The organism is Amycolatopsis vancoresmycina (assembly GCF_000716785.1).
GTDB lineage: Bacteria > Actinomycetota > Actinomycetes > Mycobacteriales > Pseudonocardiaceae > Amycolatopsis > Amycolatopsis vancoresmycina.
The window spans coordinates 12,194-28,823 of record NZ_JNYY01000023.1; the positions used below are offsets into that span (position 1 = coordinate 12,194).

General features: G+C 74.9%; 2 protein-coding genes and 1 pseudogene. All 3 read right to left on the reverse strand.

The window, feature by feature from the left end:
* Positions 1-31: 31 nt before the first annotated feature.
* A complete protein-coding gene (locus OO60_RS37575; RefSeq protein WP_420835544.1) occupies positions 32-4,993 on the reverse strand; it encodes a type I polyketide synthase in 4,962 nt (1,653 codons plus the stop codon).
* A gap of 66 nt (positions 4,994-5,059) precedes the next feature.
* Positions 5,060-10,354, reverse strand: coding sequence for a type I polyketide synthase (locus tag OO60_RS37580; RefSeq protein ID WP_003070830.1), 5,295 nt, complete (start codon positions 10,352-10,354; stop codon positions 5,060-5,062).
* A pseudogene (locus tag OO60_RS37585) lies at positions 10,351-16,554 on the reverse strand (type I polyketide synthase); the annotation flags it as partial. The gene OO60_RS37580 and the pseudogene OO60_RS37585, both read right to left, overlap by 4 nt.
* Between the last annotated feature and the right edge of the window lie 76 nt (positions 16,555-16,630).

Consider the following 16,630-nt stretch of genomic DNA (forward strand, 5'->3'; position numbering starts at 1 on the left):
GAGGTGGCTCGCTCGCTCCGGCCCGGTGTCGTCACGCGGTGCCGAATTCGGTGTCGATCAGCTCGAAGATCTGGTCGTCGGTCGCCAGATCGAAGTCCAGATCCGCGCCGCCGGTGTCCGCGTTCTCCCACACCGCGGTCAGCGCCCGCATCCGGGCGACGACCTGGGTGCGCACCGCCCGGTCCGCGTCCGGGGCCCGGTAGGCGGTCTCCAGCCGGTCGAGCTCGGCCAGGATCGACGGCGCCGCACCCTCGCCGGGGACGGCGAGCCGCCCGCCGAGGAAGTCCGCCACCGCGGCCGGGGTCGGGTGGTCGAACACCAGCGCCGCGGGCAGCCGCAGCCCGGTGGCGGCGGTCAGGCGGTTGCGCAGGTCGACCGCGGTCAGCGAGTCGAACCCGACGTCCCGGAATGCCTGGCCGGACCCGATGCCGTCCACGGAGGACAGTCCGAGCACGCCGGCGGCCTCGGTGCGCACCAGGTCGGTGAGGGCGCGCAGCCGGTCCGGTCCGGACAGTCCGGCGAGCTGCCGGAGCACCTCGGCCTGCGCTTCGCCCGCACCGGCGCCGGTGCGGCCGTCGTCGTCTTCGCGCAGGGTCTGGCGCACCTGGGCCAGCTCGCCGAGCAGCGGGCTGGGGCGGCGTGCGGTGAAGCCCGGGGCGAAGCGCTCCCAGTCCACGTCGGTGACCACGAGGCCGCTCCCGGCCCGCTCGACCGCCCGCTCGAGGGCGAGCAGGGCCGGTTCGACGGCCATCGTGCGAAGGCCGGTCCGGCGCAGCTGGTCCTCGACGTCGGGAGAGTCCGACGACATCCCGCCGCCGCCCCACGCGCCCCAGGCGACGGCGGTCGCGGCCAGGCCGCGGGCCTGCCGCTGCGCGGCGAGCGCGTCGAGGTAGGCGTTGGCGGCGGCGTACGCGCCTTGGCCGCCGCTCCCCCAGACCGAAGCGATGGAGGAGAACAGCACGAACGCCGCCAGCGGCCGGTCGGCGAGCAGCTCGTCCAGGTTCGCCGCGCCGGCGGCCTTGCCGGCCAGTACCTCGGCGAACGCCGGCAGGGTGGTGTCCGCGACCGCGCCGGTGGTGGCGACGCCCGCCGCGTGCACGACCGCGGTCAGCTCGGCGGACACGCCGTCGAGCAGCTGCCGCAGGCTTTCGCGGTCGGCGACGTCGCATTCCGCGATCGTGACCCGCGCGCCCCGCGCCTCGAGTTCGGCGGCCAGCTCGGCCGCGCCGGGGGTGCGTGCCCCGCGCCGGGCCGCCAGGACCAGGTGCTCGGCACCGGCGGCGGCCAGCCACCGCGCCACCTGGGCGCCGACGCCGCTGAGCCCGCCGGTCACCAGCACCGTGCCGTGCGGCTGCCAGTGCCGGGCCGGGGGCACCTCGGCGAGCGGGGCGGGCAGCAGCCGCCGCCCGAGCAGCCCGGTGGGCCGGACGGCCAGCTGGTCCTCGTCGCCGTCCCCGGCGAGCACGCCCAGGACGTGCCGGAGTGCGGCCTCGTCCACGACGGCAGGCAGGTCGAGCAGGCCGGCCCAGCGGTCGGGGTGTTCCAGGGCCACCACCCGGCCCAGTCCCCACAGCATTGCCTGGGCGGGATCGCCCACCGGTTCGTCGTCGCCGGGCGCCACCGCGCCCCGGGTGAAGGCCCACAGCGGCGCGGCCACTTCGGCGTCGCCGAGCGCCTGCACCAGCGTCACGGTGGTGGCGACGGCGGCCGGCAGCGCCGGGGACGCGGCGTGCGCGCCACGGGCGAGGCCCAGGAACGACACCACGGCCCGGACGTCGCCGATTTCCGTCACGATCTCGCGGACCCGGTCGGCGACGGCCGTGCGCTCGGCGTCGGCCGGATCGAGGGTCAGCCGGGTGACCCAGGCGCCTTGGGCGGTCAGCCCGTCCGCCACCGCCGCGACCGCCGGGTCGTCGAGCGCGTCTTCGGGCAGCACGAGGATCCAGGTGCCGGTGAGCTCGCGCGGCTCGGGGTCGGCGAGGGGCTTCCATCCGATGCGGTGGCACCAGCCGTCCACTGTGGACTCCTGGCGGCGTTGCCGGTACCAGGCGGACAGCACCGGGGCCACGGTCCGCAGCGACGACTGCTGGTCGGCGGATTCGAGCTGGAGCAGGGTGTCGAGGGCGGCGAAGTCTTCGCGTTCCAACGCGGTCCAGAGTTCGCCGTCGAACCCGTGGGCGGCCGGGCCCGGCTCGTCGGCGGGGTCGTCGAGTTCTTCGAGCCAGTAGCGGTCTCGTCGGAAGGCGTAGGTGGGCAGGTCCACGTGGTTGCCCTGCCCGGTGGTCCAGGTGACCGGGATCCCCCGGACGTGCACCTCGGCCAGGCTGGTCAGCAATCGCCGCAGCCCACCGTCGTCGCGGCGCAGGGTTCCGGTGACCACCGTGGCGACGTCGTGACCGTCCACGACTTCCTGGACGGCGGTAGTGAGCACCGGATGCGGGCTCACCTCGACGAACGCCCGGTGTCCCAGCTCCACCAGTGTCTCGACCGCCGGACCGAACCCGACCTGGTGACGTAGATTGCGGTACCAGTACTCCGCGTCCAGCTCCGGTCCTTCGAGCCATTCCTGGGTGACCGTCGACCACATCGGGATGCCGGTCGCGGTGGGCCGGATGCCGGCCAGTGTCTCGCGCAGCCGGTCGTGCAGGGCTTCGACGTGGCGGGTGTGGGAGGCGTAGTCCACCAGGATCATCCGGGCGCGCACGCCGTCGTTCTCGCAGGTGACGAGCAGTTCGGCCAGGGCGTCGACGTCTCCGGCGACGACCACCGAGGCCGGGCCGTTGACCGCCGCGAGTTCCACGCGCCCGGTCAGGTCGCGCAGCCGCTCGGCCGCGGTCTCGGCGCCGACCGACATCGACAGCATTCCGCCGCGCCCGGCGAGCGACGCCGCGATGGCCTGGCTTCGCAACGCCACCACCATCGCCGCATCTCGCAGCGACAACGCACCCGCCACGCAGGCCGCCGCGATCTCCCCCTGGGAATGGCCGAGCACGGCGTCCGGGGTCACCCCGTACGACCGCCACACCGCAGCCAGTCCCACCATCACCGCGAATGACGCCGGCTGAACCACATCGACCCGGTCCAAATCGCGGCCGTCCCGCAGGACTTCCGTCACCGACCAATCCACCCACGGCGACAGCGCCTTCTCGCACTCCGCCACCACCTCGGCGAACACGGGCGAGACGGCCAGCAGGTCGCGACCCATGCCGACCCACTGCGCCCCCTGACCCGGGAACACGAACACCCGCTTGCCTTCGACGTCCGCCACCCCCGAGACAACTCCCGAAGCCGTCCTTCCCTCGGCCAGCGCACTCAATCCCGCGACCGCGGCGGCGCGGTCGGCGGCCACGACGACACCGCGGTCGGGCAGCGTCGCCCGCTCGGTCACCAGCGCCGCCCCCACATCGGGCAGCGATACGACATCAATGTCCACAAAGGACAGCAGGCTTGCGGCCTGAGCCCGCAGAGCCGGTACGCCGCGGCCGGACACCACCAGCGGCACCACGCCATCGGCGAAGGGCGCCGGTTCGCCCTCGGGTTCGGGATCGGGCGCTTGTTCGAGGATCAGGTGGGCGTTGGTGCCGCTGATGCCGAACGACGACACCGCCGCCCGCCGCGGCCGGTCCACCGCCGGCCATTCGCGGGCTTCGGTCAGCAGCCGCACTTCCCCGGCGGACCAGTCCACCTTCGGCGTCGGCTCGTCCACGTGCAACGTCCGCGGCAGCACGCCCCGGCGCAGGGCCTCGACCATCTTGATCACCCCGGCCACCCCGGCGGCACCCTGGGTGTGCCCGATGTTGGACTTGATTGAGCCGAGCCACAGTGGACGTTCGGATGACCGGCCCTGACCGTAGGTTGCCAGCAGGGCCTGCGCTTCGATCGGGTCACCCAGCGACGTCCCGGTACCGTGCGCCTCCACGGCGTCGATGTCCACACCGGACAGTCCGGCGCTCGCCAGCGCCGCCCGGATCACCCGCTGCTGAGACGGACCGTTCGGCGCCGTCAACCCGTTCGACGCACCGTCCTGGTTGACCGCCGAACCCCGCACCACCGCCAGCACGCGGTGTCCGCGTTCCCGCGCCACCGACAACCGCTCCAGCACCACGAGCCCGACGCCTTCGCCCCAGCCGGCGCCGTCGGCGGCCGCGGCGAAGGACTTGCAGCGGCCGTCCGGGGACAACGCGCCCTGCCTGCTGAACTCGACGAACGTCCCGGACGCCGACAGGATCGTCACGCCGCCGGCCAGCGCCATCGTGCACTCACCGCGCCGCAACGCCTGCACGGCCAGGTGAATCGCCACCAGCGACGACGAACACGCCGTGTCCACCGTCAACGCCGGCCCCTCCAGCCCCAGCGCATACGCGATCCGGCCGGAGGCCACGCTGCCGGAGCTGCCGGCCCCGAGGTAGCCCTCGTACTCGTCGGCGACGCGGTTCAGGCGCATCGCGTAGTCGTGGTAGGCCATCCCGGCGAACACCCCGACTTCGCCGCCGCGCAGGGACGTCGGGTCGATGCCGGCTCGCTCGAAGGCTTCCCACGACGTCTCCAGCAGCAACCGCTGCTGCGGATCCATCGTCACGGCCTCGCGGGGGCTGATCCCGAAGAACCCGGCGTCGAAATCCGCGGCGTCGTGGACGAAACCGCCTTCGCGGACGTAGGACTTGCCGAAAGCGCCGCGGTCCGGGTCGAACAGGTTCCGGACGTCCCAGCCACGGTCGTCGGGGAACGGCGAAATGGCGTCGACCCCGTCGGCGACCAGCCGCCACAGGTCTTCCGGGCCGCGCACCCCACCGGGGAAGCGGCAGGCCGTCCCGACGATCGCCACGGGCTCGGCCGCCGCCGCTTCCAGTTCGTCGGCGCGGTGGCGGGCCCGCTGCAGATCGGCGGTGACCCACTTGAGGTAGTCGACCAGCTTCTCTTCATCCGTCATTTCGGTGCAACCCTTTTCCGTAACGAGCCCGGCGCAGGTCGACCGCGGCCGGACAGCGGTCACTGTGGAGTCATCGGGCCGATCCCAGTCTTGCCCGGCCGCGGCGCCGATGGCCCCTTGGCCAACCCCCTACCGCTCCCCTGTCTTGCCGCGGCCGAGCTGGTTGTCGATGAAGGCGAACAGGTCCGCCGCCGACGCCGCCGGCAATTCGGGTCCGGTGCCGGGGTCGGTCCGTTCCTTCCAGCGCGACAGCATCGCCTGCAGCCGTGCCGTGATCTCGCTTTCGAGCCCGCTGCCCCGCGGGACGTCCGCCAGGCATTCGGCAACGCGGTCGAGTTCCGCCACCACCGGCGGCACGTCGTCCGCCGCCTCGAACAGCTCGGCCTGCAGCAGGCGCGCCAGCGTGGCCGGGTTGGGGTGGTCGAAGAGCAGGGTCGTCGGCAGCGGGACCCCGGTGTGGGCCGTCAGCCGGTTCCGCAGCTGCACGGCGGTCAGCGAGTCGAAGCCGAGCTCGGTGAACGCCCGATCGGCCGGGACCGCGTCGCCGGGTGCGTGGCCGAGGACGGCCGCCGCCTCCGTGCGCACGAGCTCCAGCAGTTCCCGGTGCCGGTCCGCCGGGGGCAGGCCGCGTAGCCGGTCGGCCAGTGCGCCGCGGGTCGCCGCGCTCGCCTGGGCGGCCCGCCGGGCCGGCCGCACCAGGGCCCGCAACAGCGCGGGTACCGGCTCGGCAGCCGACCGGGCCCGCAGCTCGGCGAAGTCCAGCTCGGCCGGCATCAGCACCGGATCGCCGTGGTCCAGCGCGGCGTCGAGCAGCTGCAGCATTTTCGCCTCGGACAGCGGCCGGATGCCGTTGCCGGGCTGCGGCCACGCCAGCGACAGCGCCGGCTGGCCCTGCGCGCGCCGCTGCCGGACGAGAGCCTCGACGCAGGCACCGGCTGCCCCGGCCGCACCGCGACCCGGCTCGCCGACGAGGCCGGCGGCCGAGGAGAAGCAGACGAAAGCGGCGAGGTCCCGGGTCAGCTCGTGCAGGTTCGCCACTTGGTCCACTTCGGACTTCAGGACGGCGGCGAGCCGCTCGGGCGCGAGTTCGGCGAGGGCGCGGTCATCCGGGGTGGCCGCGAGGTGGAACACGGCGGTGAGCGGGTGTTCGGCCGGGATCCCGGACAGGAGCCGGCCGAGCGCCTCGCGGTCCCCGGGGTCGCATTCGGCGATCCGCACGTCGGCTTCCGGTTCGGCCGCGCTCTCCTCGGCCGGGCCGCTCCGGCCGAGGAGCAGGAGGTGCCGCACGCCGTGCTCGGCCACCAGGTGCCGGGCGAGGGCGCGGCCGAGCGTCCCGGTGCCCTCGGTGATCAGGACGGTGCCGGCGGGGTCCAGCGGCCGGGCGCCACCGCTTCCGGCACCGGCGCGAACCAGCCGGGGCACGAGCGGCGCCCCACCCCGGACGGCCACCTCCGGTTCCCCGGTGCGAAGAGCGGCGGGCAGGGCCCGGAGCGAACGGGGGTCATCGTCGAGGGTGGCGAGCAGGAACCGGCCGGGGTGCTCCCACTGGGCGCACCGCACCACCGCCCGGGCGGCGGCACCGCCCGGGCTGGCAGCGTCGCCTGCGTCTCCGGAGTCCGCCGGGTCGCGGGTCACAATGACCAGGCGTGCCGTGGCCGGGCGGCGCTCGGCGAGCCACTCCTGGCACAGCCGGAGGGCCTCTCTCGTCGCGGTGGGCACGTCGGCCGCCTCGATTTCCGCCAGCACCAGTCCGTCCGGCGAAGCCTCGACGGATATTCCGGCGGAGGCCAGCCGTCCGGCCAGGTGCGGGCTCCCCACCACCGTCAGGGCGGTTTCCCCGTCCGGTGCGGCGTCGGCAGGAAGCCAGCCGACCCGGTACAGCGATTCCCCGGCTCGCGGGGCGGCCAGCTCGTCGGCGCCGAACGGCCGCAGGGCAATGCTCTCCACGGTGAGCACAGGCGCGCCCGCCGGGTCGGTGGCCGTCAGGCTGAAGGTGGCCGGCCCGACCGGGGCGACGTGGACGAGCAGGGTGGTCGCCCCCGTGGCGTGCAGGGTGACGCCGGTCCAGGCGGCGGCCAGCTGCGGCGGTTCCCCGGTGAGCGCGATCGCCTGCCGGGCGGCGTCGAGCAGGGCCGGGTGGAGGCCGAATCCCGCGTCGGCGGGCACGGGCGAGGTGACCTCGGCGTGGATCTCCCCCTGGTGGGACCAGGCCGCGGTCAGGCCGCGGAAGGGTGTCCCGTCGTCGTACTCGGAGACGTCGAGCGGCCGGGCCCCGGGCGGCCGCTCGACGACCGGCGGGTGCGACGCCGCCGGGGTGAGGGTCCCCGACGCGTACCGGGTCCACCCGTGGCCGGCGGATTCGGGGCGGGCGTGGACGGTGATCCGGCGGCCGCCCGGCTCGTCGGGCTCGGCCACGGACACCTGCAGCCGGACCGCGTCCGGGCCCGGCAGGGTCAGCGGCCGGTCCAGGACGAGGTCGCCGATCGCCGGGCAGCCGGTCTCGTCGCCGGCCCGGACGGCCAGCTCGACGAACACCGACTCCGGCACCACGGCCACGCCGGACACCGCGTGGTCGGCCAGCCAGGGGTGCGTCCGCACCGACAGCCGTCCGGTCAGCACGACACCGCCGGAATCGGCCAGCGGCACCGCGGCGCCCAGCAGCGGGTGCCCCGGCGCATCGAGTCCGGCCGCGGAGACGTCCCCGGTGTCCGGGGCCGCGTCCAGCCAGAACCGCTCGTGCCGGAAGGCGTACGTCGGCAGCTCCGGCCACCGGCCACCGGTCCCGAGGCAGGCCGTCCAGTCCACGCGGACCCCGCGCACGTGCAGCTCCGCCAGCGCGGTCAGCACCCCGCGCACCTCGGGCAGGGTCTTCCGGGCGGTGGCGACGAACTCCACGCGGGCGTCCGCGGGCAGCGCGTCCGCGCCCATGCCCGTCAGCACCGCACCCGGGCCGACCTCCAGCACCGTCGAGACACCCGACCGGGCCAGCGCGGCGACCCCGGCGCCGAACCGCACCGTCGCCCGCACGTGCTCCACCCAGTACTCCGGATCGGACACTTCACCCGGCTGCGCGACCTCGCCCGTCACGTTCGACACCAGCGGGAGCACCGGCTCCCGCAGCGAAAGCTGCTTCACCACCTCGCGGAAGTCGGCCAGCATCGGCTCCATCAGCTCCGAGTGGAACGCGTGCGACACCCGGAGCTTCCGCACCCGGCAGCCCGCCGCCCGCAGGTAGTCCGCCACCGCGGTCACCGCGGCCAGCTCGCCCGAAACCACCACCGACTCCGGGCCGTTCACCGCCGCCAGCGACACCCCGGAATCCGGCAGCACCGCCCGCACCCGGTCCTCGGTCGCCCCGGCGATCGACACCATCGCGCCGCCCGGCGGCAACGCCTGCATCAGGCTCGCCCGCGCCGCCACCAGCCGCGCCGCCCCGGGCAGGTCCAGCACACCGGCCACGAACGCCGCCGTCACCTCACCGAGCGAGTGCCCGCCCACCACGTCCGGGGCCAGCCCCCAGGACTCGAGCAACCGGAACAACGCCACCTCGAACACGAACAGGCCCGGCTGCGCCCAGCCGGTCTCGTCCAGCACGCGGTCGGCGTCCTCGAACATCACCGCGGGCAGCGCGACCGCGTCCAGCTCCGCGCACACCTCGTCGACCGCCGCCCGGAACACCGGAAAGCGCTCGTACAGCTCGCGGCCCATGCCCGCCCGCTGGCTGCCCTGCCCGGAGAACACCATCGCGAGCCCGCCCGGGACGGCCGCGCCGGTGACCACCCCGGGGGTGCCCTCGGCCAGTGCGCGCAACCCGGCTAACGCTTCGGCGCGGTCGGCCGCCAGCACCACGCCACGATCGGGCAACGCAGCCCGGCTCGTCACGAGCGCGCGGCCCACGTCGGCGAGCGGAATCTCATTACTCTCCACAAAGGACAGCAGGGTGGCCGCTTGGGCACGCAATCCCGCCTCCCCGCGGCCGGAGACCACCAGCGGCACCACACCTCCCGGCACCTCAGCCGGCGTCGCGGCCACCGGCTGAGGTTCCGGTGCCTGTTCGAGGATCACGTGTGCGTTCGTCCCGCTGATCCCGAACGACGACACCCCCGCCCGCCGCGGCCGGTCCACCGCGGGCCACTCCCGCTGTTCCGTGAGCAGCCGCACTTCGCCCGCCGACCAATCCACCTTGGGCGTCGGCTCGTCGACGTGCAACGTCCGCGGCAACACACCCCGCCGCATGGCCTCGACCATCTTGATCACCCCGGCGACACCGGCCGCACCCTGCGTGTGGCCGATGTTCGACTTCACCGAACCGAGCCACAACGGCTCTTCTCGATCCTGCCCATACGTGGCCAGCAGAGCCTGCGCCTCGATCGGATCACCCAACGAGGTGCCCGTACCATGCGCTTCGACCGCATCGACGTCCGAAGTGGACAAACCAGCGCTCGACAGGGCCGCCCGGATCACCCGCCGCTGCGACGGACCGTTCGGCGCTGTCAACCCATTCGACGCACCATCCTGATTCACCGCCGAACCCCGAACGACACCCAGCACCCGATGTCCCGCCGCGCGGGCCACCGACAACCGCTCCAGCAACACCAGCCCGACACCCTCACCCCAACCGGTCCCGTCCGCGCCACCGGCGAACGGCTTGCACCGGCCATCACCGGCCAACCCACGCTGACGGCTGAACTCCACGAACGACACCGGCGATGCCATCACCGTCACCCCGCCAGCCAGCGCCAGCGAACACTCACCCCGCCGCAACGCCTGCGCCGCCAGGTGAATCGCCACCAACGACGACGAACACGCCGTGTCCACCGTCACCGCCGGCCCCACGAAACCCAGCGAATACGCCACCCGCCCGGACGCGACGCTCCCCGCCGAACCGGAACCCAGGTAGCCTTCGACATCGTCCCGCGCGCCGCGGACGCGCGAGCCGTACTCCTGGCTGAACAGGCCGGCGAACACGCCCACATCGGTGCCCCGCAGGGAAAGCGGGTCGATACCGGCCCGTTCGACCGCCTCCCACGAGGTTTCCAGCAACAGCCGCTGCTGCGGATCCATCGCCAGCGCCTCACGCGGGGAAATCCCGAAGAACCCCGCGTCGAACCCCGCCGCATCCGCCAGGAAGCCACCCTCCCGGACATACGACGTTCCCGCCCGGTCCGGATCCGGGTCGAACAACCGGTCCAGATCCCAGCCCCGGTCGTCCGGGAACGCCGAAACGGCGTCACCGCCGCCGGACACCAGGTCCCACAGCTGTTCCGGTGACGTCACCCCGCCCGGGAAGCGGCACGCCATCCCGATGATCGCGATCGGCTCGGCCTCCCGGTCCTCCAGTTCGCGGACCCGCCGCCGGCTCGCCAGCAGGTCGTTGGCCGCCTGCTTGAGATACGTGCGGAGCCTGTCTTCGCTGGTGGTCACGCGTCTCGCCTTCCCCGGGTCTCGCCCAGCTGGTCCAGCAGGTCGAACAGTTCGTCGTCGGTCGCCGCGTCCGGGTCGATGGCTTCCGGTTCGTCCGGCGGCGGGACCTCCAGCAGGCGCACGAGTTCCCGCAGCCGGGCCAGCACCTCCCCGCCGTCGCCGTCGCCGAGCAGCGCGGGCACCGCCAGCTCGACCCGGTCCAGTTCGGACAGTGCCGTTCGGACCGGGGTCGCGGCCGCGGGCGCGACGGCGGTCACGAGTTCCCTGGCCAGTTCCACCGGGGTCGGGTGGTCGAACACGAGCGTCGCGGACAGTCGCGCGCCGGTGGCGTTGGCCAGGCGGTTGCGCAGTTCCACGGCGGTCAGCGAGTCGAAGCCGAGGTCCTTGAACGGCTGCTCGGGGTCGACGGCGTCCGCCCCGGCGTGCCCGAGCACGGCCGACGCCTCGCGGCGCACCAGGTCCAGCACCACGCGGTGCTGTTCGGCACCGCTGAGCCCGGTCAGCCGCTGGTGCAGGCCGCTCGGCGCCCTGGCCGTGCCGCCCGCGCTGCGCGGCGGCGGCCGGTGCACGAGCCCGCTCAGGATTTCGGGCACCGGGCCGGCCCGCAGGGCGGTGGTGTCCACCGCCGCGGGCACCACCGATGCGGCCGCGGCCTCGAGCGCAGTGTCGAGCCGGGCGAGTGCGTCTTCGTCGCTCATTGCCACCGCCCCGCCGCGGGCGATCCGGGCGCGGTCGGCCCGGCCCAGCCCCCCGCTCATCCCGCCGTCCCGGTCCCAGAGGCCCCAGGCCAGCGAAACCGCGGGCAGGCCGTGGCGCGTGCGGTACTCGGCGAGCCCGTCGAGGTAGGCGTTCGCGGCGGCGTACCCACCCTGGCCGGGACTGCCGACGACCCCGGCCAGCGACGAGAAGAGCACGAACGCGGCCAGGTCGGCTTCCCGGGTGAGCACGTGCAGGTTCCAGGCGCCCAGGACCTTCGGCGCCAGCACGGCGTGCACCTGGTCCGGCCGGATCGCGTCGACCGGCGCGTCCGCGAGCACCCCCGCGGTGTGCACGACGGCCTTCAGCCGGTGCCCCCGGACGACCTCGCGCAGCGCGTCGAGGTCGGTGACGTCGCACGCCGAAACGGTCACCTCGGCGCCCAGCCCGGCGAGTTCCCGTTGCAGGGCCGGCGCTCCGTCCGCGTCGGGGCCGCGGCGGCTGAGCAGCAGCAACCGGCGCACGCCGTGCCGGGTGACCAGGTGGCGGGCGACGAGGGCGCCGAGCGCGCCGGTCCCGCCGGTGACGAGGACCGTTCCGTCACCGCCGACGGCCTCCGGGAGGGTCAGGACGACCTTCCCGGTGTGCTTCGCCTGGCTCAGGTACCGGTACGCATCCCCAGCACGCCGGATGTCCCACGCGGTCACCGGCAGCGGCCGCAGGTCGCCGCGGGCGAACAGCGCACCCAGCTGCCCGAGCATCTGCGCGATGGTGTCGAGGCCGGCGTCCATCAGGTCGAACGCCCGGTAGTGCAGCCCGGGGTGGTCGGCCGGGTCCCGGACGTCGGTCTTGCCCATCTCGAGGAACCGGCCGCCCGGCTTCACCAGCCGCAGGGACGCGTCCGCCTGCGCCCCGGCGAGCGAATTGAGCACGACGTCGACCCCGGCGCCGGCGAACACCTCGGCGAACTCGGTGGTCCGCGAGGACGCGATGCGGTCCGCGTCGATCCCCAGCGCGGCCAGCACCGGCCACTTCGCCGGGCTCGCCGTGGCCAGCACCTTCGCGCCCCAGAGCCGGGCGAGCTGGATCGCCGCCATCCCCACGCCGCCCGCGCCCGCGTGCACCAGCACCGTCTCCCCGGCCCGCAGGCCGGCCAGCTCGCGCAGCCCGTACCAGGCGGTCAGGAACACGATGGGGACCGTGGCCGCCTGGGCGAACGACCAGCCGGCGGGAACGGGCGCCACCGACCGCCGGTCGGCCACCACGACCGGTCCCGCGGCCGGCAGCAGGCCGAACACGCGGTCCCCGGCCGCGAGGCCGGTCACGCCCGGTCCCGCTTCGAGCACGACACCGGCGCCTTCACCCCCGAGGGGCCGCTCGTCGGCGACCATGCCGAGCGCGGTGACGACGTCCCGGAAGTTGACGCCCGCCGCCCGGACCGCGATCCGGACCTCGCCGGGTTCCAGTGGCCGGTTGCCGTCGGGCCACGGCTGCAGGACCAGGTCCGACACGCTGCCGGTGCCGCGGGAGGCCAGCCGCCACGGGCCTGGCGGCGGCGTCAGCGGCTCGCCGGGGTCGCGCCGCACCAGCCGGGGCACCAGGGCCCGGCCGGCCCGGATCGCGACCTGGCTCGCGCCCGGCCCGGCGGCCTCGGCCACCGCGGCCCGCGACGCGGGGTCGTCGTCGACGTCGGCCAGGACGAACCGGCCGGGGTGTTCGTTCTGCGCGGTCCGCACCAGGCCCCACACCGGCGCCTGGGCCAGGTCGACGATGTCGCCGGGGGCCGCCGCGACGGCGTGGGCGGTGGCCACCACCAGCGGGTGTTCGCCGTCGGCGGCGAGCCACCGCTGGAGCGCCTCGACGGTCTCGGCGACCACCGTTTCCGGGTCGTCGCCGGTCACCCAGTGGACGTCGGCGGCCGGCCGGTCGTCCCGCTCGGGGCGCGCGGGGGCCGGTGACCAGCCCACGAAGAGGAGGCCGCCGGACCGGCGGCGGACGTCGCCGCCGGTGACCGGCCGGGTGGTGACGCTGTCGATCGCGGCCACCGGCGCGCCGGTGGTGTCGGCGACGTCCACCCGGAACGCGTGCGGGCCGAGCGGGCGCCACCGGACCCGCAGCGCGGTCGCCCCGGTCGCGTACAGCCGGGCGCCCCGCCATTCGAACGGCATCGCGGCGACGCCGTCGGCTTCGACGGCCCCCACGTGCATGGCCGCGTCCAGCACCGCCGGCTCGATCAGGGCACCGGCGCCGGCTTCGGGGAGTTCGACCTCGGCGTAGCGGTCGTCGCCGAGCCGCCAGGCGCGCCGCAGCCCGCGGAACCCGGGCCCGTAGCCGAATCCCGCCTCCTCGAGCGCGTCGTACGCCCCCGTCACGTCGAGGGGCTGGGCGCCTTCGGGAAGCCAGTCCGTCAGCGGCTCGCCCGGATCGCCCGAGGCCGGGCCGGCCACCGCGGTCGCGTGGCACACCCACTCCTCGTCCGGCCCGTCGGCGCACGAGTGCACGGTCACCGCCCGGGTCCCGTCCTCGCCGGGGGCGGCGACGCGCACCTGCACCCGGCGGGCCGCCCGGCCGGCCAGCACCAGCGGGGACTCCAGCAGCAGTTCCACGATTTCCGGGCAGTCCACCTGCGCGCCGGCGTGCCACACCCACTCCGCGATCGCCGTGCCGGGCACCACGACCGTGCCGAACACGGCGTGCCCGGACCACCACGGCTGCAGCCCGGTCCCGACGCGGCCGGTCAGCACGACCCCGGCGTCCGGGGTCAGGTCGACCAGCGCGCCGAGGACGGGGTGGGCGGCGGACCGCTGTCCCAGTGCGGCCGCGTCCACGGCCGTCGCGGAGGCGAACCAGAACCGCTCGTGCTCGAAGGGGTAGGCCGGCAGCGGCACCCGCGCGGCCGGGTGGCCCAGCACCGCGGGCCAGTCCACCGCCAGCCCGGTGGTGAACGCCGCGGCGAGACCGGCGAGCACCCGCTCCGGGCGGTCGTCGTCGCGGCGCATGGTGCCGGCGACCGCCACCGGCACGTCGGCCGCCTGCGCCGTTTCGGTGATCGCCATGGCCAGCGCGCTGTGCGGGCCCACTTCGAGGAAGTTCCGCACACCCTGGTCCAGCGTGAACCGCACACCCTGGTCGAAGCGGACGCTTTCGCGCACCTGCCGCACCCAGTAGCCGGCGTCCGGCGCGATCGGCCGCCCGGTCACCGTGGACACCAGCGGGATCCGCGGCCTGCGGTAGGTCAGCCCGGCCGCGACGCGCTCGAAGTCGGCCAGCATCGGCTCCATCAGCGGCGAGTGGAACGCGTGGCTGACCCGCAGCCGGTTCACCCGCCACCCCTGGGCGCCCAGGTCGGCGGCCAGCGCGTCGACGGCGGCGGTCTCCCCCGACAGCACCGCCGAACCCGGGCTGTTGACCGCCGACACGACCACGCCGGTGCCCGCCAGCAGCGGCGCCAGCCGGCCGGCCGCGTCCCGGCCGTCCGGCGCGGCCACGGCCGCCATCCCGCCGCCCGGCGGGAGCGCCTGCATCAGGCGCGCCCGGGCGGAAACCAGCTTCGCGGCCGACGGCCGATCGAGCACCCCGGCCACGTACGCGGCGGTGATTTCCCCGATCGAGTGGCCCAGGACGTAGTCCGGCCGGACACCCGCCGCGGACAGCAGTTCCCACAGCGCCACTTCGACGGCGAACAGGGCCGGCTGGGTGTAACCGGTCTCGTCGAGGGCGGCGGCGTCGGTGCGCAGCACTTCCGCGAGGCCGGGGCAGTCCAGTTCGGCCACCACGGCGTCCAGGGTCCGGGCGAACACCGACGTCTCCGGCCACGACCGGCCCACGCCCGCCCACTGCGCGCCCTGGCCGGGGAAGACGAGCGCCGTCCGGCCCGGCAGGGCCGTCCCGCGCACGACGGTGGGGGCCGCTTCGCCCGCGGCCACGGCCCGCAGCCCGGCGGTTCCCGCGTCCGCGCCGGTCGCCAGCACGACCGCCCGGTGGGTCATCGCCGTCCGGGCGGCCAGCGTGGCGGCCGTGCCCGTGACGTCGGTGCCGGCGGCCGTCGCGAGGCGCTCGGCGTGGGCGGCCAGTGCGGGCGCGGTGCGCGCCGAGAGGACCCACGGCACGACGTCGCCGGGGAACAGCGCGGGCCCGGCGGCCTCGGCGGCCTCCGGTGGGGGCGCCTGTTCGAGGATCAGGTGGGCGTTGGTGCCGCTGATGCCGAACGACGACACCCCGGCCCGCCGCGGCCGGTCGAGCGCCGGCCACTCGCGCTGCTCGGTCAGCAGCCGTACGTCGCCCGCCGACCAGTCCACCGCCGGTGTCGGCGCTTCGGCGTGCAGCGTCCGCGGCAGCACGCCCCGGCGCATCGCCTCGACCATCTTGATCACCCCGGCGACACCAGCGGCGCCCTGGGTGTGGCCGATGTTCGACTTCACCGAACCGAGCCACAACGGCTCGTCCCGGTCCTGTCCGTAGGTGGCCAGCAGAGCTTGCGCCTCGATCGGATCACCCAGAGACGTCCCCGTGCCGTGCGCCTCCACCGCATCGACGTCCGAAGTGGACAGTCCGGCGCTCGCCAGCGCGGCCCGGATGACTCGCTGTTGCGACGGACCGTTCGGCGCGGTCAGGCCGTTGGAGGCACCATCCTGGTTGACCGCCGAACCCCGTACGACGGCCAGGACGCGATGTCCGCGTTCCCGGGCCACCGACAACCGCTCCAGCAACACCAGACCGGCGCCTTCGCTGAAGCTCGTGCCGTCCGCGCCCCGCCCGAACGCCTTGCACCGGGCATCGGGCGCCAGGCCCTGCTGCCGCGAGAAGTCCACGAACAGGCTCGGCGTCGCCATCACCGTCACCCCGCCGGCCAGCGCCAGCGAACACTCACCCCGCCGCAACGCCTGCGCCGCCAGGTGGATCGCCACCAGCGACGACGAACACGCCGTGTCCACCGTCACCGCCGGCCCTTCGAACCCGAGCGAATACGCCACCCGGCCCGATGCCACGCTGCCCGCGTTGCCGGTCAGCCGGTACCCGTCGAGCTCCTCGACCCCGGCGCGGGTGCTGACGGCGTACTCCTGGTTGATGACACCGGCGTAGCAGCCCACCGCGTGGCCCGCGAAGGCGGCGGGATCGAGACCGGCGTCCTCGAAGGTTTCCCAGGCGACCTCGAGCAGCACCCGCTGCTGCGGGTCCATCGCCAGCGCCTCGCGGGGACTGATGCCGAAGAACGCGGGGTCGAAGTCCGCGGCGCCGCCGAGGAAACCGCCTTCGCGGACGTAGGACTTGCCCGGCTTCCCGGGGTCCGGGTCGAACAGCCGCTCCACGTCCCAGCCGCGGTCGTCCGGGAACGGGCCGATGGCGTCGGTGCCGCCGTCGACCAGGTCCCACAGCTGGGCCGCCGACGCGACCCCGCCGGGGAACCGGCACGCCGTGCCGACGACGGCGATCGGCTCGTCCGGCCCCGGCTGCCCGGTGGCGCGCTTGCGGAGCCGTTCGTTCTCCTTGAGGGAGGTACGCAGGGCTTCGACGAGTTCTTCGTGGGACGTGGGCATTTCGCTTCTCCGTACTCCGCGTCTGGTCCGGGGCTCGCCGGGT